Source organism: Ferriphaselus amnicola, assembly GCF_000974685.2.
Lineage (GTDB): Bacteria > Pseudomonadota > Gammaproteobacteria > Burkholderiales > Gallionellaceae > Ferriphaselus > Ferriphaselus amnicola.
Genome location: NZ_AP018738.1, coordinates 1,869,588 through 1,887,105, shown reverse-complemented (window position 1 = coordinate 1,887,105; position 17,518 = coordinate 1,869,588). Strand labels below are relative to the sequence as shown.

Genomic DNA, 17,518 nt, shown 5'->3' with positions numbered 1-17,518 from the left:
TGCTGTGACGTAAATCTTTTTGTTTTATCCCGACAATCACTACTCCAGATATTTTTATGACGACAATCAACATTCAACAGATGATGGCCGACAGCGGCGTGGCGTTCGGCACTAGCGGTGCGCGCGGCTTGGTCAGCCAGATGAGCGGCGAGGTATGCGCGGCTTACACGTTGGCGTTCCTGCAAGGACTGGGTTCGGCTTGTTCCGGGCAGAGAATCGCGCTAGGGATAGATCTGCGTCCCTCCAGCCCGGCCATCGCCCGAGCCTGCGCGGCGGCGATCCGTGAGGCAGGCTGCGTGGTGGATTATTGCGGCGTGTTGCCGACTCCGGCGCTGGCGTTGCACAGTCTGGCGCTGGGCATTCCGGCCATCATGGTCACCGGCAGCCACATCCCGTTCGACCGCAACGGCATCAAGTTCTACACCGCTCAAGGCGAGATCAGCAAAGCCGACGAGGCCGCCATCGCCGGAGCCACGGTCGAGGTCGGCGAACTCGCTGGCGACCTACCCGCCGTCAACCCCGTTGCACTCGATCAGTTCCGTCTGCGTTATACCGAGCTGTTCTCGGCGGACCTGCTCAAAGGCTGGCGCGTTGGCGTTTATGAGCATTCCAGCGCCGCGCGCGACGTGCTGAAGCAGATCCTGTCCGACCTCGGCGCGGAAGTGCTGGGACTTGAGCGCACCGATACCTTCGTACCCATCGACACCGAGGCCGTGGGCGAAGAAGACCGCCAGCGTGGACGCACCTGGGCGGCGCAACATAAGCTGGACGCGATCATCTCCACCGACGGCGACGGCGACCGCCCGCTGATCGGCGATGAGACCGGCGACTGGCTGCGCGGCGACGTGGTCGGCCTGCTGTGCTCGCACTTCCTCGGCGCGGACACCGTGGTCACTCCGGTGAGTTGCAACACCGCCATCGAAGCCTCCGGCTGGTTCAAACAGGTCATCCGCACCCGCATCGGCTCGCCCTACGTCATCGCAGGGATGGAGCAGGCCAGTGGCGGGGTGGCTGGGTTCGAAGCCAACGGCGGCTTCCTCGCTGGCAATAATCTGGTTGTCAACGGGCACCCGCTGGCCGCGCTCCCTACCCGCGATTCCATCCTGCCCGCGCTCGCGCTGCTGGCGATGGCGCGGCAACAAGGCTGCAAGATGTCCGAACTTTTGAATGGCCTGCCGCAGCGTTTTACCGCCAGCGACCGTTTGCAGAATTTCGCCGTCGCTGACAGCCGTGCCTTGCTGGAGCGTCTGCAAGCGAGTGAAGATGCTTATCGCAGTCTGTGGGGCGACGCGCTGGGTGCGGTGGTTAAACGCGACACTACCGACGGATTGCGTCTGACTTTCGCCAACGGCGAGATCGCCCACCTGCGTCCCTCCGGCAATGCACCCGAACTGCGCTGCTACGCCGAAGCCGACAGCGTGGAGCGCGCACAAGTGTTGGTGAACGAGACGCTGGCGAAGATCGCCCAGGGGTAAGAAGTGAGTAGGGTGTGCTTGCGCACCCTATCCAGAGTGCGCTTAGGCTAGGCTGACTTCAACGAGATCGCATCAAAACTTGAAGTCCACGCTATAAGTGGGATACCAAGCGGAGGGGTTCCACTGATTGCTGGCGTTCTTGAATAGTCCTACCGCAACCTTGATGTCCTTGATCGACGAGGGAATCATGTCTTTGGGGACGGGAATGCGTAAAGCGATATCGAACGTGCGTCCTCGGCCATAGCCGCCGTTGGTGTTGTGGACATTGGTAAAGCTGCCCGCCACTTCAAAACGCTCAGGAAGTTTGAAGGTGTACAGTAATTGAGGAACGATAGCATCGACTTGCTGAAGCCGATGTCTGGCTCCTACCGCTGTAGAAAGATCCATCCAGTCACTGCTGTAAAAGTTGTACATCAACCCGTAATACACCTGATTGGTCCCCGCCGCTTCATGCGACACGTAACCGTGAAAATCCAAGCGATCCGTCAGCCCGTAGCCCCAAACAACGTAGGTTTGGCCTTTGTCGTATAGCCTTCTCGGCCCGCCACTGTAAAGATCGCCGGGGTTGATCGTCACATCCAGATCGAGATTGCCTTTCCCCGCTGGTGTACCGTGGTCATAGCCCCCAGAGGCATAGGCCAAGGAGGAGGGAAGGAGTGAGGCGAGGAGGATATATTTTGTGAGGGTGTGCATTTTCAGTTACTTCTGGAGACTAGAACAGGAACTCCGAGGATGCCCGTTTGTTGTTTCTAAGTCTAGAGGAAGGGAGCAATAAGCAGTGAGCACTGTGCTTAAAACGAAGATGATCGGTGAGATACTGCTGATAAGAATCGTGGTCTGATACCTATTGCTATCAGGGCAGTCCGGCATCCAGCAACGACAGCAGTTTCTAACTGAACAGAGTGAGCAGGAAGCGCTGGGGGCGGGTGAAACGGAAGGTCGGCAGAGCAAACCCGCCCGACGACACCACCCGATACCCTTGAGACTCGGCGAGGCGTACCGCCTCTTCGACGCTGGGTGCATCGAAGTTCAGGCGGACGTTGCCTTGGCTGGGGTGATGGGCGGTTAGGGTGGGCATTGAAGTTCGGTAATTCATTGAAAAAAGAATACCGTGATACGTCCCCATTGATCCCTGTGCCTATTTGCGCCAATTTTTAGATTGGAGTTACTGCGGCAATTGCTTGAATAATGCTGTTCCGCGGGTTTCAGAACGATGCTGAAATAACAGGAATTGCCTAGATTGATTCTCTACGCTCCATTGAAGTTCGACACCTTTCGCATCAACTCGAATAAAGTGAATAACAGAAGTCTGATGAAACGAATGCCCATCCGAGTGCAGGTCATTTTCATCACGGATAATCAGTTTTCCATCCACGCAAGACGCGCTATGACGAACTATTATGGCATCTTGGTTTCCAGCGTCTCTTACAAACAAAATATTATTACTTTCGTCGAAGGCTAGTTTTACTTTTTCCACTGGACGATTGTGATGTAAAACATACATTGCCATACTGACCGACATTCCAACCTCAGGAATTATGGATGATTTGTTTTGAAAGAATGATGAAAGAACCACCCCGCTATCATCATAGACACCATTTATTCAATGACATCTACTTTCAAAAGCATCACTGTACTCATGAGCTGATGCACTGGTTGAGACAGCTATCAATAATGTTAATAACCAGCGAGTGAAGCCGGGGTCAAGTCTTGCATTCATACATATCTCCTAGCTTAATTGCCCTGCTGGCCGGGGGACGATAGGGGACGGTTTTCAAGGATTGGGGCACGTGCTTCACGAATCACAAGATATCGTGCTGTCCCCTACTTGCGCCCCCAGCTTAAATAACTTGCATTGAATGTCGCCTGACTCAGGTGGGCTTGTCAATAAAAAGTTAGAAATATCAATGTAACCAGTCTATTGCTGTATCTGTTGATATAGGTTGCTCGATATGGACGGCCTCAAGTCTTGTGGGTGGAAGCTTGAGTGTTTGTTTGGCAATCTCGTTGCCATGCGATTCAGGGCGTGATGCGATCCAGATACCGTGCCCGATACAGCAGCCGTTGCTCTGCTTCTGGGGCATCGGTGAAGGCGGCGCGGTCGTGCAGGACGTTGTTGCAGAGCAGGCCCATGCCGGGGGAAAGGCGGGTGCGGAGGATGTGGGGGGCGTCGCTTTCGAGCAGGTGTTCGAGGGCTTTGACGGCGGCGCGGGTGGTGTCGTCGTCCTTCCATTCGATGCTGCGGGTGCGGGCGGTGTAGCGCATGTGCAGATGGCCAGTTTCATCCACGGAGAATACTGGGCCGGTCTGAGCTGGGCGGGCGACGCCGTGTTCGTCGGTGCGTTCGGGGATGGTCATCGCATCGGGGACGGAAAGGGCGCGGATATGCTCGGGTTCGGCATCGCGCAGCAGCAGGTAGGCGATCTCGTGATCCAGCAGCCGATTCTCGCCGCCTTGGGCCGCGTCATGCGCGCAGTGCAGCACCATCGCGCGAATCTGCCGTTCGGGCGGGTTGTAGTAGCCGTCGGTGTGCCATTTGATCGGGCGATTGGTGTAGGGGATGTAGGCTTGCCGCTGGCCTTCCTCTTGGCACACGGTGATGCGGGAGATGCCGAGGTCATCGGCCAGCCAGTTAGCATCCAGCCTATGTAAGCCGAACTGTTCACCTAGCGCCTTGATGTCCGGCTCCGATATGTCGCGGCGGGTGGCGTAGATGGCCATGTTGCTGTGCTGACAGCGTGAGAGCAGGGCGGCGTGTTCGGCGGGGGTGAGTGTGGCGGGGTCGTCAATCTCGACGACGAACTGGTTCAAGTCGGTGATGGCGTGCGCCAGCTTGTGCTCACGCCACCGTTGGTAGGCATCGTGATCGTTCAGATCGAACGGCTTGGGCATGGTCAGTCGCCGCTGCTGGAACTACGGCGGCGCGGCGGGCGCGGTTCAGTCTCGAACAGGTCGCGCAGCGTCTTTTCCATCATCTTCACCGCTTCGGGCGCTTCGATGCTAATGATCTGGTCGATGATCCAGTCACTGTCCTTGGCATCCATGATGCCGCTCAGACAGAAGGCCAGATAGCGCATGAAGGTGTAATCCGGGCCATCTTCGCCGTAGCCGAAGTCGGCGTACTCCCCGGCGCGCAGGTTGACCTGAGCGATGAAGCGCTGCTTGCTCTCGGCTTGCGTGCCGCCCATCAAGCGACTTTCGTTCTCGGCAAAGGTCTCCGCCAAGCGGTTCGCCAGCGTGCCGGTGAAAGAGTTGCGCTCCTCAGCGGAAAGCTGTCGGTAGGCGATGCGGTCGGCCACCATGATGAGGAAGTGTAGAAATTCGGCCAGGAAGCTGAAATATTGCACCCCGACCGCGATCTCGAAATCGGCCTTGCGTGTGTTGCGCAGCGCGTTATCTGCGATGCGCCAAGCGACGAACGCCAGTGCATCCGCGATCTCTTGCGGCGTGCGTTCGCGTCCGTCCTTGAACCAGTGGCTTTTGATGCGCAAGGTCAGCCTTTGCGGATGTAGAACTCGTGGATGCCAGCACCCGATTCGAGGGTCTCCAGCAAGGTCATGCCGGTGGCCGAGGCCCAGCCGCCGATGTCAGTCTTCACGCCGGGGCAGTCGCTCACCAGCTTGAGTACTTCGCCGGTCTGCATGCCGTTCAGCAGTTTTTTGGCTTCGATGATGGGGCCGGGACAGACCGCGCCACGGATGTCCAGCGTGACGTTGGCGTTGAGTACATGCCCCTGACCTTTCTGGACGTAGTAACCGGTGCCGCCTTCGGGCATCTTCTCGCTGCGGAGGATGTGGTTGCCGGTCTGTTTCGCCCAGACGAACAAATCATCTGGCGTGCCCGGACAATCCGAAACCAGCAGCAAGACTTGCCCTGCTGCGAGTTCGTCCATGATGCGCTTCGCCCCGATGAGCGGTCTGGGGCAAGACAGCCCCTTCATATCCAGCACGATGTTAGCCATTTCCATTTGCTTCTCTCCTTATAACCAGCCCGGCTGGCGTTTAGTATCCGCCTTTGCCCAGTGGTTGCGGCAGACCGGCGACTTTGGCGGCCTGTTTGGCGGGGCCGACGGGGAATAAATCATACAGCGCCTTGCTGTCCGCTTCCGGCCAGAATTCATTCACGCCTTTCAGCATGTTACGGAAATTGGGTGTGTGGCCATTTTCGCGGTATTCGTCGCGCATGTAGTTGACCACTTCCCAGTGCTTAGGAGTCAGTTCGATGCCTTCGGCGGCGGCGATCACGGTGACCACTTCCTCACTGTAATCCGGCTCCAGCAGATAGCCTTCTGCGTCGACTTCCAGTTCGTTTCCTGCGACTACATAGCTCATTGCTCTCTCCCTTTCTTCTTTAAGTAAAAAACGTCACTCCAAACTGGAGATGACTTTGTAAGGCACAAATACGCCGCATCCGTAACGGCGAGCGGCACCCATGCCTGCGCATTGCAACATCAGCGAGGATTCAGGTTTGAGGTCGTGCAGCACCAGACTGAATCCCGAGATCGTTTGCTGACCGTCGGACAGCTGCCCTTGTCTGCCGCAGATGATCTGAGCCTGAATGCCTAACTCGGCAAGCCGAGCCAGAACCTCATCCATGAACACGGCCTCATCTCCGGTGGCCGCGACCAGATGGGCGTGCAGCGTAGGATAGGACTGGAGTGGGCGCAGTTTGCCCGCGCCTAGCGTGAGTGTGTTGCCAGCCACATCCAGTTGAGATCCGGCCAAGCCGAGCGCGACGCTGGCGAGTTCCTGCGGCAGGCGCAACACCAATTTGGCGCGCTTGGGGAGTAGATGGAGCGTGTCGCTCTCGGCAGTGCGTAACGGCAAGACGGCGATGCGGTCATCGTTCGCCAGTGCGGGTTCGATCTGTGTCAGTTCCGTCCAGAGCGCGAACGGATAAGTGGCTGGCAGCGAATCTCCGGCCAGATCGAACACCACATCGGTCATGTCGATGGGGGCGAGGCTCACTTGCGCTCCTGCGACTTGGCCCAAGTTTGCATGGCGGCTGCCCATTGCTCGGCGCTCTCAGGGTCGATATCAAAGATGGTAAAGCGCTTGCCCTCGCGGATGCGGATGCGCAAGAGGCTCATGCCGCCTTCGGCATGATCGATCTGTTGCAGCTCGATCTCTTGGCTGCCCAGCGGGACTTTGAACTTTGCCAATGCGGTGATTTCGGCCATATTTGACGCTCGATGTGGGTGGAAGCTGTGAGGCGCGAGTCTATCGCCATTCCATCCGGCTTTGGAATACTACTAGGGGTGGGGCGGTGTCACCCGTAAGGGTAGTAAAAGTAGCCGCTACGGGTGGTTGCTTGCGGGATTAAGCCGCCAACAGCGCGTACATCGGCGGCTTCGGGAAAACGATCAGCTTTTAAGGAAGGCCAGCAGGTCGGCGTTGAGTTGGTCTTTGTGCGTGTCCGCGAGGCCGTGGGGCGCGCCCGCGTAGATCTTCAGCGTCGCAGTCTTGATCAGTTTAGACGAGCGGAGAGCCGTAGCGCCGATAGGCACGATCTGATCGTCGTCGCCGTGGACGATCAGCGTCGGCACATCGAACTTCTTGAGGTCTTCGGTGAAATCCGTCTCCGAGAACGCCTTGATGCAATCGAAGGTGTTCTTGTGACCGGCCATGATTCCCTGATGCCAGAACGTGTCTATCATGCCCTGCGAAACCTTGGCGCCGGGCCGGTTGGCACCGAAGAACGGGCCGCTGGCGAGGTCTTGGTAGAACTGCGAGCGGTCGGCGAGGCAAGCCTGACGAATCTCGTCGAACTTTTCCATCGGTAATCCACTGGGGTTGCTCGCCGTTTTCAGCATCAGCGGCGGGACGGCGGCGATCAGCGCCGCCTTGGCTACCCGTTGCGTACCATGACGGCCGATATAGCGCGCGACTTCGCCGCCGCCAGCGGAGAAGCCGACCAACACGACATCGTTCAGGGCTAGCGTTTCAATGAGCTCCGCGAGGTCGTCGGCATAAGTGTCCATATCGTTGCCATTCCAAGGCTGGCTCGACCGCCCGTGGCCGCGACGGTCATGGGCGATGCAGTGATAGCCATTGGCGGCGAGGAACATCATCTGCGCTTCCCAGCTGTCCGCACTGAGTGGCCAGCCGTGGCTGAACACTACCGGCTGACCGCTGCCCCAGTCCTTGTAATGAATTTGCGTGCCGTCTTTGGTCGTGATCGTGCTCATGATTGATTCCGCCTTCCTTGATGAATTGTTGAGATGCGAAACTTGTGTGAAGTTCATTGCCGCTTTGATTCTTTACGGCATGGCCGCTGCTTCACGCATACTGATAATCCGTTTGACGATTTCCTCGGCGCAGCCCCAAGAAAAAGTGAATCCTGAACCGCCGTGACCGTAATTGTGAAAGATCCGATAGGGCGTCTCTTGTTCTAAGCGGACGTTCTTTTTTCGATACGGTCTAAGCCCGACGCTCAGAGGGTCGGATTCATCGAGCACCGCAGATTTGAGCGTGGGCAAGAACTCTTGACATCTTTGCAAGATCCCCCGGACGGGCGCGTAGTTGCCAAGTCCGATGTCCATATCCCATTCCCCTAACTCTGCAATTCCACCAAGAATGAGATGATCGGGGCCACGGGGGATGATGTAGATCATTTGCTGGTTTTCGACCTTGTCGTCGAGTGCGACGCAGTGAGCTGCGGCGATTCTGGGCATCGTGCTTCCATCGTTCATGACTCGAATCAACGCGCCTCGTAACGGTTGCATCGAATGATCTCCGGCTAATTCGATCGAACCGAGACCTGAGCAGTTGACGATGGCGCACACCGTGTATTCATCGCAGAGTGATGGTTCCAAGTCCGCCAAGGGCTGTAGTAGTTTGCGTTGCTCGAATCGGCAACCCAGCCTCACCAGCTCGCTGCGCAGCCATTCCATATAGACATCGGTTTCGATCAGCGGCGACAAGTAGCTATACGCATCACACAATCCCAGTCCGCGACTGACACCATGCTGATCGATCAGGCTCGGTGTGTGCACGAAGCTTTTTACGTGTAGTTTGGTTTCCTCCATTTTTTGCAACTCTGCGGGGGTGTCTTCGACTCGATCCCTAAAATAAAAGACAGCAGGAATCATCCTGACCCCAGTCTTAGACTGTGTGGAAAGTCCATTAAATCGTTCATACGAAGTTGTCGCCCATTGCTTCGACCTGCGTAGTGATTCCGAATCGGTATGGTAGCCACAGACGGCGGGAGGCCATTCCCAAAGCGCGCCGGCTACGACGGATGGCGTGAATTCAGCGGTCTTTTCCGCTAGAACGGTCACCTCGAATCCAGCATCGAAAAGACACCTTGCCGTCGTAAGTCCGCTCACTCCGGCGCCAACTACAAGAACGCGGTTACTCATCGGGCATCCTTCTCAATTTCAAGCTTAGTGACAGGCTTATGGCTGATGGACGTTGGGAACATCACCTCGCCGTTCGGAACCTTAGTGCCCTCCGGCCACAAATGAAAAATGATGCCGTCGGTTTTGGAGGCGGCTTCGGCAATCTCTTTCGTCTTTGCGGGTGAGACATCAAGAACCTGCACGCGGCCTGAGGCAACCTCTACTTTATGGTCGTGGTAGTGCGTATTCCATTGTTCCAGCGTCACGTTGCTACGCACCAGCTTCTGATCAATGAAGTATTCGATTTCAATAAGCTCGGCATTTGGATCGGTGGATAGGAAGATCATGCACTGCATGATCTCCGGCTTAATTGGCTTGCAATAGTGGTGATACGGACCATGCACTGCACCGTCTTCATGGCGATGCGGCGCGACGATGTGAATGTTGTAGCCATCCGCTGGGCTTTTGGGCTGCTCTCCGGCAAGCACAGGGCAGGTCGCAACGATGGCTGCACTAAATGCTGCGAGGAGACGAGGCCAATTTTGCCTATTTATCTTCTCTACAAAACTATGTGGCCACATGACGATCTCCCGTAGAAATTGGCGGCGCTACAGCACACGCATGAAGGCCACAAGATCCTTCTTTTCCTGTGCATTCAGCTTTAATTCCAGTACCAGATTGAAAAATTCCACGGTGTCCTCCAGCGTCAGCAAACGATCATCGTGCAGATACGGGGGCGAGTCCTTGATGCCGCGCAGTGGAAAGGTTTTGATCGGACCGTCCGCTGAGGCTGTGCGACCGTTGATCGTGACCTCTTTGAAGAAGCGCTCCACTTTCAGGTTGTGCATGGAGTTGTCGGTGTAATACGGCGGGGTGTGGCAGGTTGCACACTGGCCTTTGCCGAAGAAGACTGTCTGGCCACGCAACTCGCTTTCGCCAGCGTTAGCGGGATCTAGCTTGCCAAAGACGTTCAATTTGGGCGCGGGCGGGAAGTCGAGCAGAGCCTGAAATTCCGCCATGAAGTGCACTTGGCTGCCGCGCTCAAGGACGTTAGTGCCTTTACGCGTAGCATCTGCCGGGATGCCGTCGAAGTAGGCGGCGCGCTGCTCGAATTCGGTGAAATCCTCCACGGTCTTTAGCGCGCGCTGCGAGCCGAACAGGCGCTGAATGTTCACACCGCGCAGCGATGGCGTATCGATCCGATGACGATGTTCGTTGGGGCGAATGTCACCGACGGTATGCGTGGAGGCGTTGGTATGTCCGTTGGCGTGGCAATCGAAGCAGGCCACGCCCGGATGTGCTTTCAAGCTGCGGCGGTCTGCGGTGGCGTTGAACTGTTGCTGGGGAAACGGCGTGACCAGCAAGCGCAATCCTTCGAGTTGCTTGGGATTGAGGATGTCTTTGAACAACTCGTTGAAACTGGCTAGCGTCACCAGCTTCCCTTGCGACACGTCGCCCAGATCGGGCCGTGTCGTCAGGTAGATCGGAGCTGGGAATTCGGGCAAAAAATGATCCGGCAAGTCGAAATCCAGATCGAAGCGCGTCAAATCACGCTCAGTCTGTCTCTTCGTTTCCTCGATCAAGAATTTGGGGAAGATCATGCCGCCCGCTTCATGGTAAGGGTGCGGTAATGGCAGGAAGCCGGCGGGCCAGAGCTGCTTTTCTCGGACCTCATCCGGCGTCAGAGCGGCGAGTTTCTCCCATGTCATGCTACGGGGCAGCTTGACGTGCACACCTACTTGAATCGGCTTGCCGCGCGACATGGTCGTTGTGTCGCTAGGCCGGTTATCTAGATCGTAGCGTTCCGCGAGCAAAGCCTGTTGGCGCTGCGCAAATTTCGGTTTCTCCGCTTGCATGCGTTGGCTCAAGGTGGAGAAATCTTCATCGGCGGCTGTAGCTGTTAGCGCGAAGCAAACGGCCGCTGGGGTGAGCAATGCCGTAGATAGCCAGCCGATTCGATCCCAAACAAACATGACTTGCTCCTTCTCGATGTGGTGGCAGGCATGCACCTTGATCGCCATTTTTACCGCGCGCGAATGTGATTAGAACGAAAGCTGTCCTAAGCTATCTTTGTCCTCAGAGCGCACTACCTACACTTTTGCTCGCGCTTGGGATGAGTGCGGAAGTGTTCGTGGATGAAGGCTAATCTCGTGATCCGGCGCGGTCTGTTTGTTGGCGCACATAGATCTGAGCTTGTTCACAAGCGAGCGCATCGTAATAAACCACTCCATGGGTAAAGAGGGAGCAGGGCTGCATTAAATGCAGCAAGAAGCGATAAGCAGGATAAGAGGGTATGGGTGAATCTCTGGTCGCATCGCCCAGAAGATGCTGTGATACCACCCGTAAGGGTTATAAAAAATAGCCGCTCTGGGTGATGGTTTGCTAGCTTGATGCCCCGTAGTATGCGACTCCATCAACAAAAGGTTGTCGCCGGATAGTTATGGCGCAGTCAGTCGTTCCAATTACTTGTTCCAGTCATTACCGGGTCATTGAATGAGTTGTCGGGTGCTGTCACTCGATCCAACTGAAAGGAAGAATTATGGCGAAGAAAATGCATGATACCCCCAACCTCGATCAATTGGAGGATGGTCCGTGGCCCAGTTTTGTGACCGGTCTGAAGGACCTGGCCAAGGATAAAGATTACGTCGTTGACCTGCTGGGTCAGCTTGAAGAGTCTTATAAGACACGCAAGGGCTACTGGAAGGGCGGTACCGTGGGTGTCTATGGTTATGGTGGCGGTGTGATCCCGCGCTTTACCGAGCTAAAGAACGAGGACGGTACGCCAAAGTTCAAGGACGCAGCTGAATTCCATACCCTGCGCATCATGCCTCCCCCCGGCATGCACTACGACACTGGCACTTTGCGCCAATTCTGTGACTTGTGGGAGAAGCACGGCTCCGGCCTGATCGCTTTCCACGGACAGTCCGGCGACATCATGTTCCAAGGCGCGACCACCGATAACGTGCAAAAGGCGTTCGACGAGCTCAATGAGATGGGCTTTGACTTGGGCGGTGCTGGCCCAGCAGTGCGTACTTCGATGTCCTGCGTGGGTGCGGCGCGTTGCGAGCAGTCCTGCTACGACGAAGCTAAGACGCATCGTGCGGTACTCAATACTTTCCTCGACGACATCCATCGTCCTTCGCTGCCATATAAGTTCAAGTTCAAGTTCTCGGGTTGCCCGAACGACTGCATGAATTCCGTACAGCGCGCTGACATGGCTGTGATCGGCACTTGGCGCGACAACATCCGCACCGACGAAGCGCTGGCGAAGAAGTGGTTCGTCAAGCACGGCATGGACGAGCTGGTGAACGACATCGTGGCGCGTTGCCCGACCAAGACCTTCCAAGTCAAGGAGTTGAGCAAGATCAAGGGTGGCGAGCATATCTCTACTGTAGCGGTGAACGACACTCACGGCATCGAGATCAATAATCAGGACTGCGTGCGCTGCATGCACTGCGTCAACGTGATGACCGGCGCGCTGGCGCCGGGCAAAGACAAGGGCGCGACTGTGCTGGTGGGCGGAAAGAGTCACCTGAAGATCGGCGGCCTGATGGGTACCGTGGTCATTCCGTTCATCAAGCTGGATACGGATGAAGGCGTGGAGCAACTGGTCGATTTCGCCCAGCGCACCATCGAATTCTTCGCTGAGAACGCACTGGAACACGAGCGTACCGGCGAGATGATCGAGCGTATCGGCCTGACCAACTTCCTGGATGCGATGGAGATCGATGTCGATCCGTCCATGGTCAACTCGCCGCGTATGAACCCTTACGTGCGTACCGATGGTTGGGACGACGAAGTCGCCAAGATCAACGCCAAGAAACAAGCTGCCTGAGGAGATAGACAATGAATCAAGCTGTTCAAGCCGCCGCGCCTGCTCAAAAGCGCAAGCCCAAAGAGACGGGCGTACCGGATAACAAGAAATTCCTGCACCCAGCGTTGGTGAAGAACTACGGCGACTGGAAATACCACGACCGTCCCCGTCCCGGTGTGCTGCATCACGTCGCGCATGGTGGCGACGAAGTGTGGTCAGTGCGTGCCGGTACGCAGCGTCAGATGGATGTACATACCATCCGCAAGCTGTGCGACATCGCTGACAATTTCGCTGAAGGTCGAGTGCGTTTCACCATTCGCTCCAACATCGAATTCATCGTGTCGGACGCGGCCAAGGTTGATCCGCTGATCGCTGAATTGGAAAAGAGCGGCTTCCCTGTTGGCGGCACCGGTAACTCGGTTTCGATGATCGCCCACACGCAAGGCTGGCTGCACTGCGACATTCCAGGCACCGATGCGTCTGGCGTGGTGAAGGCGCTGATGGATGAGTTGTATGACGAGTTCAAGCGCGAAGAGATGCCGAACCGCGTACACCTTTCGACCTCCTGCTGCGAGATCAACTGCGGCGGGCAGGCTGACATCGCCATCATCGTGCAACACACCAAGCCGCCGGTCATCAATCACGATCTGGTCGCTAACGTGTGCGAACGCCCGACCGTGGTGGCACGCTGCCCCGTTGCGGCGATCCGTCCCGCGATGGTCAACGGCAAGCCTTCGTTGGAGATCGATGAGACCAAATGTATGTGCTGCGGCGCGTGCTACCCACCTTGCCCTCCGATGCAGATCAACGATCCAGAGAATTCCAAACTGGCGATCTGGGTGGGCGGTAAGAACTCCAATGCGCGCGGCAAGCCGACCTTTATGAAGATGGTTGCTTCCGGTCTGCCCAACAACGCACCGCGCTGGCCTGAAGTCGCCGAAGTGGTGAAGAACATCATCGCGGTTTACAAGGCGGATGCTCGTCCTTGGGAACGATTGGCTGACTGGATCGACCGTATCGGCTGGCCGCGCTTCTTCGAGAAGACCGGATTGCCGTTCACCAAGTACCTGATCGACGATTGGCGTGGTTCGCGTGCCAATCTGAATGCTTCGACACACATCCGCTTCTAAGAGGACTTGAGGATGAAATTCGGAATCGTTGTGAATGAAGGGCCGTACCAGCATCAAGCCAGTGATTCGGCCTACTTGTTTGCCAAGGCAGCTATCGCCGCCGGTCACGAAGTGTGGCGCGTGTTCTTCTACCATGATGGCGTGAACAATGCGTCGCGACTGACCGCGCCACCTCAGGATGATCGTAATGTCGTCAACCGCTGGAGCAAGATGGCTGATGAACACAAGGTTGATCTGGTGGTGTGCGTGGCGGCAGCTTTGCGTCGCGGCATTCAGGAAGAGAATCTGGCGGCCGGATTCCGTATCTCCGGTCTCGGCCAGTTGGTCGAAGCAGGCATCCAGTGTGACCGTCTGGTCACCTTCGGCGATTGAGGAGTAGCGAGATGAGTGATACGAAAAAATTCATGTTCGTCAATCGCAAGGCCCCTTATGGGACGGTCTATGCGCTGGAATCGCTGGAGGTGGTGCTGATCACCGCCGCCTTCGATCAGGACGTGTCGCTGGTGTTCATGGACGACGGCGTCTATCAGTTGAAAAAGGGCCAGCAGACCAAGGGCATCGAGACCAAGAATTTCTCGCCAGCCTACCGTGCGCTGGAAGGCTATGACATCGAGAAGCTGTATGTCGAGAAGGAAGCCATGGAAGCGCGTGGTCTGACTGAAGATGATCTGCTGGTCGATGTCACTGTGCTCAGCCGCGCCGAGATGGGCGCGTTGATGGATGAGCAAGACGTGGTCTTGAGTTTCTAAGGGGGAACAGATGCTACATATCATCAATCAGTCACCCATGAACAGCACGACACTAGACAGTTGTCTGAATACCGCTAACGGCGGCGACATTCTGCTGATCGAAGATGCTGTGTATGCGGCAACGCGCGGCAGTGCGACTGAAGCCAAATTGCGTTCAGCGATGGGACGTTTCAAGATACATGTGCTGATGCCAGATCTAGAGGCACGTGGTCTGGGCGACCGTCTCATGGATGGCGCGACGCCCGTGGACTATAGTGGCTTCGTCGAACTGACAGTCAGCAACAAAACCAGCCAATCCTGGTTGTAATCATCAATTCTTACAAAGGAGAACAGCATGGCCAATATCGAAGTCGGTGGTAACAGCTACGAAACAGACGAAGAGGGTTACCTCGTCAACCTGTCGGATTGGAACGCCGATATCGCGAATTACATCGCAGCCACCGAGAGCATCAACATGAGTGAGCAGCATTGGGAAGTGGTCAACTTCCTGCGCGAGTATTTCGAGGAGTATCAGATCGCTCCCGCCGTGCGCGTGTTGACCAAGGCCATCGGTAAGAAGTTGGGTGCAGACAAAGGCAACAGCGAATACCTGTACGGCCTGTTCCCCTATGGCCCCGGCAAGCAGGCGTGCAAGATCGCCGGTCTGCCCAAGCCAACAGGTTGCGTCTAAAAAATGGGCTGAGTGCTGAGTGCAGGGTGCTCAGCACTTCCAATACTCAGAACTCAGCACTCAGAACTGAATAACATGAGCCTACTCTTTGCGATCCTGTTCTACGCGGCGACCTTGCTGTTCGTCGTCGGGCTGTTCCAGCGTATCCGTACTTATGCCAATACACCGGCACCGCTGAAGATACCCACTACCCCTGCACCGATCACGACGGGCGGAGTGGTGTTGCGCATGACGCGTGAAGTGGTGTTCTTCGAGAGCCTGTTCAAGGCCAATCTGTGGACATGGGCAATGAGCATCATGTTTCACGGCAGTTTGCTACTGGTGGCATTGCGTCACCTCAGATATTTTACCGATCCCGTCTGGGGATGGGTTGCCATGATCCAACCATTCGGCACGTATGCTGGTTTTACCATGCTGGCAGGCTTGGGCGGATTGTGGGCTCGACGCCTGTTCGTCGAGCGCATCCGCTACATTTCTACCTTGTCCGACCATTTGATGCTGGTGTTGCTGATGGGCATCGCCGCCTCGGGTTTGATGATGAAATTCATTACGCACACAGATGTGGTCGCGGTCAAAGGCTTCTTCTTGGGCTGGCTGCATCTCAGCATCCAACCGTTGCCTGCGGAGGCGATCCTTGCGTTCCACCTGTTGTCGGTTGTCGCGCTTCTGGCGATTTTCCCCTTCAGCAAACTGCTACATGCGCCTGGAATATTTTTCTCGCCTACCCGCAATCAGACTGACAATCCGCGCGAGAAGCGTCATCTGAGCGCTTGGGCTGCCAAGATGGAATCGGAGAACTGAGATGGCTGACGTCGCCGCACCTGCCTACCGCATCATTCCCATCATTCCTGCGCTGAAACCGGGCGCAATGGAAGGGAAGGGGCCGTTCGTTGCTAATGAGAAAATCAACGAAGCACTCGGTTTTCCCGGAAAAATGGCCGAGAACTGGCAAGAGACGCACGATGCAGTCATCGCCAAGATGGGCGAATTGCTGGGCAAGTACCGTTCGCTCAAAGTCTATATGGATGCCTGCGTTCATTGCGGCGCGTGCTCCGATAAGTGCCACTATTTCATCGGCACGCAAGATCCGAAGAACATGCCGGTGGCGCGTCAGGACTTGATGCGCAGCGTGTACCGTCGTTACTTCACACTGCCCGGCAAGCTATTCCCCGCGCTGGTCGGTGCGCGTGATCTGACGCGCGAAGTGCTGGACGAGTGGTACAACTATTTCAATCAGTGTTCCGAATGCCGCCGTTGCTCGGTGTTCTGCCCTTACGGCATCGACACCGCCGAAGTCACCATGGCCGCACGCGAGATCTTGGATTCCGTTGGCTACGGCCAGAAGTATTCCAACGAGATCATCGGCAAGGTACACAAGATCGGTAACAACCTCGGTTTGCCCGCTCCGGCGCTGATCGACACGCTGGAAGGTCTGGAAGAGGACGTGAAGGATGCAACAGGCATCGATGTACGCTTCCCCATCGACGTGAAGGGCGCAGAAGTGTTGTTGATCACGCCGTCTGCTGATTTTTTTGCCGAGCCGCACATCGACAGTCTGATCGGCTACGCCAAAGTTTTCCATGCCACTGGCACCAGTTGGACACTGTCGTCGATGTCGTCCGAGGCCGGTAATTTCGGCATGTTCATCGGTAACTACGACCAGTTGCGCACCATCGCCATGCGTATCCGTCAGGCCGCGCTGGAATTGGGCGTGAAGCGCATCGTAGTCGGTGAGTGCGGCCACGCTTGGCGCGTCGCCTATAGTTTCTGGAACACCCTGACTGGCGTGGGTGATGGCGCAGATGCCAACGACCGTTTCGCGCAGATGTTGCAGAAACAGCTCGATCATCGTTACAAGCAGCCCGCACATATCTGCGAATTCACTTGGGACATGATTCAGGACGAGCGCCTGAGTTTTGATAAATCCAAGAACGACAAACACATCATCACGTTCCATGATTCCTGCAACGTGGCGCGGGGTTCGCGCATGGGCGATTTTGCGGGCGGTCAGTTCGAGATACCGCGCAACATCATCAAGGCCGTGGCTAACAACTATGTCGAGATGCGCGACGGCACTACACGCGAACAGACCTTCTGCTGCGGTGGTGGTGGTGGTTTGCTGACTGACGACCTGATGGATTTGCGGGTCAAAGGTGCGCTGCCACGCATGGAGGTGTTGCAACAGGTGGTGGACGGGCATGGTGTGAACTTCATGGCGACCATCTGTGCGATCTGCAAAGCACAGTTCACCAAGGTCATGCCCATCTACGGCTTCGACCGCAGGATGGTGGGTGGCGTACATCAATTGGTCAGCAATGCGATCATTTTGGGCGATAAGTAA

At 56.4% G+C, this 17,518-nt stretch carries 22 protein-coding genes; 9 read left to right on the top strand and 13 right to left on the bottom strand.

The genetic code is table 11. From position 1 onward, the window contains the following. Positions 1 to 56 precede the first annotated feature (56 nt). The gene (locus tag OYT1_RS09470; RefSeq protein ID WP_062626124.1) at positions 57 to 1,475 is read left to right on the top strand and encodes a phosphomannomutase; all 1,419 of its coding nucleotides are present in this window, start codon (positions 57 to 59) and stop codon (positions 1,473 to 1,475) included. A gap of 72 nt (positions 1,476 to 1,547) precedes the next feature. Here OYT1_RS09470 and OYT1_RS09465 read toward each other — a convergent pair whose 3' ends face one another. The 13 genes from OYT1_RS09465 to OYT1_RS09405 form a co-directional block, all read right to left on the bottom strand. Then, a complete protein-coding gene (locus OYT1_RS09465) occupies positions 1,548 to 2,168 on the bottom strand; it encodes a hypothetical protein (RefSeq protein ID WP_062626123.1) in 621 nt (206 codons plus the stop codon). 196 nt (positions 2,169 to 2,364) lie between these two features. Continuing rightward, positions 2,365 to 2,553: a hypothetical protein gene (locus OYT1_RS09460; RefSeq protein WP_119283531.1), complete on the bottom strand. Its 189-nt coding sequence runs from the start codon at positions 2,551 to 2,553 to the stop codon at positions 2,365 to 2,367. An 87-nt stretch (positions 2,554 to 2,640) separates the two neighbouring features. Beyond that, a complete protein-coding gene (locus tag OYT1_RS13580; protein WP_172588535.1) occupies positions 2,641 to 2,985 on the bottom strand; it encodes a hypothetical protein in 345 nt (114 codons plus the stop codon). Between the two features lie 509 nt (positions 2,986 to 3,494). Continuing rightward, positions 3,495 to 4,367 carry a TauD/TfdA family dioxygenase gene (locus OYT1_RS09450; protein WP_062626120.1) on the bottom strand — a complete coding sequence of 291 codons (873 nt, stop codon included), beginning with the start codon at positions 4,365 to 4,367 and terminating at the stop codon, positions 3,495 to 3,497. 2 nt (positions 4,368 to 4,369) lie between these two features. Next, a complete protein-coding gene (locus tag OYT1_RS09445; protein WP_062626119.1) occupies positions 4,370 to 4,966 on the bottom strand; it encodes a hypothetical protein in 597 nt (198 codons plus the stop codon). A 2-nt stretch (positions 4,967 to 4,968) separates the two neighbouring features. Then, on the bottom strand, positions 4,969 to 5,442 hold the full coding sequence (locus tag OYT1_RS09440; protein ID WP_062626118.1) for a sulfurtransferase TusA family protein: 474 nt from the start codon (positions 5,440 to 5,442) through the stop codon (positions 4,969 to 4,971). 34 nt (positions 5,443 to 5,476) lie between these two features. Then, positions 5,477 to 5,806 carry a TusE/DsrC/DsvC family sulfur relay protein gene (locus OYT1_RS09435; RefSeq protein ID WP_062626117.1) on the bottom strand — a complete coding sequence of 110 codons (330 nt, stop codon included), beginning with the start codon at positions 5,804 to 5,806 and terminating at the stop codon, positions 5,477 to 5,479. Between the two features lie 33 nt (positions 5,807 to 5,839). Further along, a complete protein-coding gene (gene cas6 / locus OYT1_RS09430) occupies positions 5,840 to 6,442 on the bottom strand; it encodes a type I-MYXAN CRISPR-associated protein Cas6/Cmx6 (protein ID WP_172588534.1) in 603 nt (200 codons plus the stop codon). Further along, the gene (locus tag OYT1_RS09425) at positions 6,439 to 6,654 is read right to left on the bottom strand and encodes a DUF6967 family protein (protein ID WP_062626115.1); all 216 of its coding nucleotides are present in this window, start codon (positions 6,652 to 6,654) and stop codon (positions 6,439 to 6,441) included. Before OYT1_RS09425 ends, cas6 begins: the two co-directional genes overlap by 4 nt. A 183-nt stretch (positions 6,655 to 6,837) precedes the next feature. Beyond that, complete coding sequence (locus OYT1_RS09420; protein WP_062626114.1) at positions 6,838 to 7,662, bottom strand: alpha/beta fold hydrolase; 825 nt, start codon at positions 7,660 to 7,662, stop codon at positions 6,838 to 6,840. Between the two features lie 72 nt (positions 7,663 to 7,734). Then, the gene (locus OYT1_RS09415) at positions 7,735 to 8,835 is read right to left on the bottom strand and encodes an FAD-dependent oxidoreductase (RefSeq protein WP_062626113.1); all 1,101 of its coding nucleotides are present in this window, start codon (positions 8,833 to 8,835) and stop codon (positions 7,735 to 7,737) included. After that, positions 8,832 to 9,395 carry a DUF1264 domain-containing protein gene (locus OYT1_RS09410; RefSeq protein WP_084611936.1) on the bottom strand — a complete coding sequence of 188 codons (564 nt, stop codon included), beginning with the start codon at positions 9,393 to 9,395 and terminating at the stop codon, positions 8,832 to 8,834. Before OYT1_RS09410 ends, OYT1_RS09415 begins: the two co-directional genes overlap by 4 nt. A gap of 27 nt (positions 9,396 to 9,422) precedes the next feature. Then, positions 9,423 to 10,835 carry a cytochrome B6 gene (locus OYT1_RS09405; RefSeq protein WP_232013158.1) on the bottom strand — a complete coding sequence of 471 codons (1,413 nt, stop codon included), beginning with the start codon at positions 10,833 to 10,835 and terminating at the stop codon, positions 9,423 to 9,425. A 518-nt stretch (positions 10,836 to 11,353) separates the two neighbouring features. On the opposite strand from OYT1_RS09405, the gene dsrA reads away from it, so the two are divergent. The 8 genes from dsrA (at position 11,354) to dsrK (ending at position 17,518) form a co-directional block, all read left to right on the top strand. Beyond that, entirely contained in the window at positions 11,354 to 12,649 is a 1,296-nt protein-coding gene (gene dsrA, locus OYT1_RS09400) for a dissimilatory-type sulfite reductase subunit alpha (RefSeq protein WP_062626111.1), read from the top strand. A gap of 11 nt (positions 12,650 to 12,660) precedes the next feature. Further along, positions 12,661 to 13,758 carry a dissimilatory-type sulfite reductase subunit beta gene (gene dsrB, locus OYT1_RS09395; protein WP_062626110.1) on the top strand — a complete coding sequence of 366 codons (1,098 nt, stop codon included), beginning with the start codon at positions 12,661 to 12,663 and terminating at the stop codon, positions 13,756 to 13,758. A gap of 12 nt (positions 13,759 to 13,770) precedes the next feature. Further along, a complete protein-coding gene (tusD, locus tag OYT1_RS09390; protein ID WP_062626109.1) occupies positions 13,771 to 14,130 on the top strand; it encodes a sulfurtransferase complex subunit TusD in 360 nt (119 codons plus the stop codon). An 11-nt stretch (positions 14,131 to 14,141) separates the two neighbouring features. Further along, the gene (gene tusC / locus OYT1_RS09385) at positions 14,142 to 14,507 is read left to right on the top strand and encodes a sulfurtransferase complex subunit TusC (RefSeq protein ID WP_062626108.1); all 366 of its coding nucleotides are present in this window, start codon (positions 14,142 to 14,144) and stop codon (positions 14,505 to 14,507) included. A gap of 10 nt (positions 14,508 to 14,517) precedes the next feature. Beyond that, positions 14,518 to 14,814, top strand: coding sequence for a sulfurtransferase complex subunit TusB (gene tusB, locus OYT1_RS09380; protein ID WP_062626107.1), 297 nt, complete (start codon positions 14,518 to 14,520; stop codon positions 14,812 to 14,814). A 27-nt stretch (positions 14,815 to 14,841) separates the two neighbouring features. Beyond that, positions 14,842 to 15,177 carry a TusE/DsrC/DsvC family sulfur relay protein gene (locus tag OYT1_RS09375; protein ID WP_062626106.1) on the top strand — a complete coding sequence of 112 codons (336 nt, stop codon included), beginning with the start codon at positions 14,842 to 14,844 and terminating at the stop codon, positions 15,175 to 15,177. Positions 15,178 to 15,252: 75 nt separating this feature from the next. Then, positions 15,253 to 15,978 carry a respiratory nitrate reductase subunit gamma gene (locus OYT1_RS09370; RefSeq protein WP_062626105.1) on the top strand — a complete coding sequence of 242 codons (726 nt, stop codon included), beginning with the start codon at positions 15,253 to 15,255 and terminating at the stop codon, positions 15,976 to 15,978. Position 15,979: 1 nt separating this feature from the next. Then, positions 15,980 to 17,518, top strand: a complete 1,539-nt coding sequence (gene dsrK / locus OYT1_RS09365; protein WP_062626104.1) for a sulfate reduction electron transfer complex DsrMKJOP subunit DsrK — start codon at positions 15,980 to 15,982, stop codon at positions 17,516 to 17,518.

What these genes read in the sequence shown, in the direction of transcription:
- OYT1_RS09410 (WP_084611936.1), bottom strand. Translation starts at nt 9,395, where the DNA reads ATGTGGCCACATAGTTTTGTAGAGAAGATAAATAGGCAAAATTGGCCT.
- OYT1_RS09450 (WP_062626120.1), bottom strand. Translation starts at nt 4,367, where the DNA reads ATGCCCAAGCCGTTCGATCTGAACGATCACGATGCCTACCAACGGTGG.
- OYT1_RS09405 (WP_232013158.1), bottom strand. Translation starts at nt 10,835, where the DNA reads ATGGCGATCAAGGTGCATGCCTGCCACCACATCGAGAAGGAGCAAGTC.
- tusD (WP_062626109.1), top strand. Translation starts at nt 13,771, where the DNA reads ATGAAATTCGGAATCGTTGTGAATGAAGGGCCGTACCAGCATCAAGCC.
- tusB (WP_062626107.1), top strand. Translation starts at nt 14,518, where the DNA reads ATGCTACATATCATCAATCAGTCACCCATGAACAGCACGACACTAGAC.
- OYT1_RS09470 (WP_062626124.1), top strand. Translation starts at nt 57, where the DNA reads ATGACGACAATCAACATTCAACAGATGATGGCCGACAGCGGCGTGGCG.
- OYT1_RS09420 (WP_062626114.1), bottom strand. Translation starts at nt 7,662, where the DNA reads ATGAGCACGATCACGACCAAAGACGGCACGCAAATTCATTACAAGGAC.
- dsrK (WP_062626104.1), top strand. Translation starts at nt 15,980, where the DNA reads ATGGCTGACGTCGCCGCACCTGCCTACCGCATCATTCCCATCATTCCT.
- OYT1_RS13580 (WP_172588535.1), bottom strand. Translation starts at nt 2,985, where the DNA reads ATGGCAATGTATGTTTTACATCACAATCGTCCAGTGGAAAAAGTAAAA.
- OYT1_RS09460 (WP_119283531.1), bottom strand. Translation starts at nt 2,553, where the DNA reads ATGCCCACCCTAACCGCCCATCACCCCAGCCAAGGCAACGTCCGCCTG.
- OYT1_RS09465 (WP_062626123.1), bottom strand. Translation starts at nt 2,168, where the DNA reads ATGCACACCCTCACAAAATATATCCTCCTCGCCTCACTCCTTCCCTCC.
- OYT1_RS09415 (WP_062626113.1), bottom strand. Translation starts at nt 8,835, where the DNA reads ATGAGTAACCGCGTTCTTGTAGTTGGCGCCGGAGTGAGCGGACTTACG.
- OYT1_RS09375 (WP_062626106.1), top strand. Translation starts at nt 14,842, where the DNA reads ATGGCCAATATCGAAGTCGGTGGTAACAGCTACGAAACAGACGAAGAG.
- OYT1_RS09440 (WP_062626118.1), bottom strand. Translation starts at nt 5,442, where the DNA reads ATGGAAATGGCTAACATCGTGCTGGATATGAAGGGGCTGTCTTGCCCC.
- dsrB (WP_062626110.1), top strand. Translation starts at nt 12,661, where the DNA reads ATGAATCAAGCTGTTCAAGCCGCCGCGCCTGCTCAAAAGCGCAAGCCC.
- tusC (WP_062626108.1), top strand. Translation starts at nt 14,142, where the DNA reads ATGAGTGATACGAAAAAATTCATGTTCGTCAATCGCAAGGCCCCTTAT.
- dsrA (WP_062626111.1), top strand. Translation starts at nt 11,354, where the DNA reads ATGGCGAAGAAAATGCATGATACCCCCAACCTCGATCAATTGGAGGAT.
- OYT1_RS09435 (WP_062626117.1), bottom strand. Translation starts at nt 5,806, where the DNA reads ATGAGCTATGTAGTCGCAGGAAACGAACTGGAAGTCGACGCAGAAGGC.
- OYT1_RS09370 (WP_062626105.1), top strand. Translation starts at nt 15,253, where the DNA reads ATGAGCCTACTCTTTGCGATCCTGTTCTACGCGGCGACCTTGCTGTTC.
- OYT1_RS09425 (WP_062626115.1), bottom strand. Translation starts at nt 6,654, where the DNA reads ATGGCCGAAATCACCGCATTGGCAAAGTTCAAAGTCCCGCTGGGCAGC.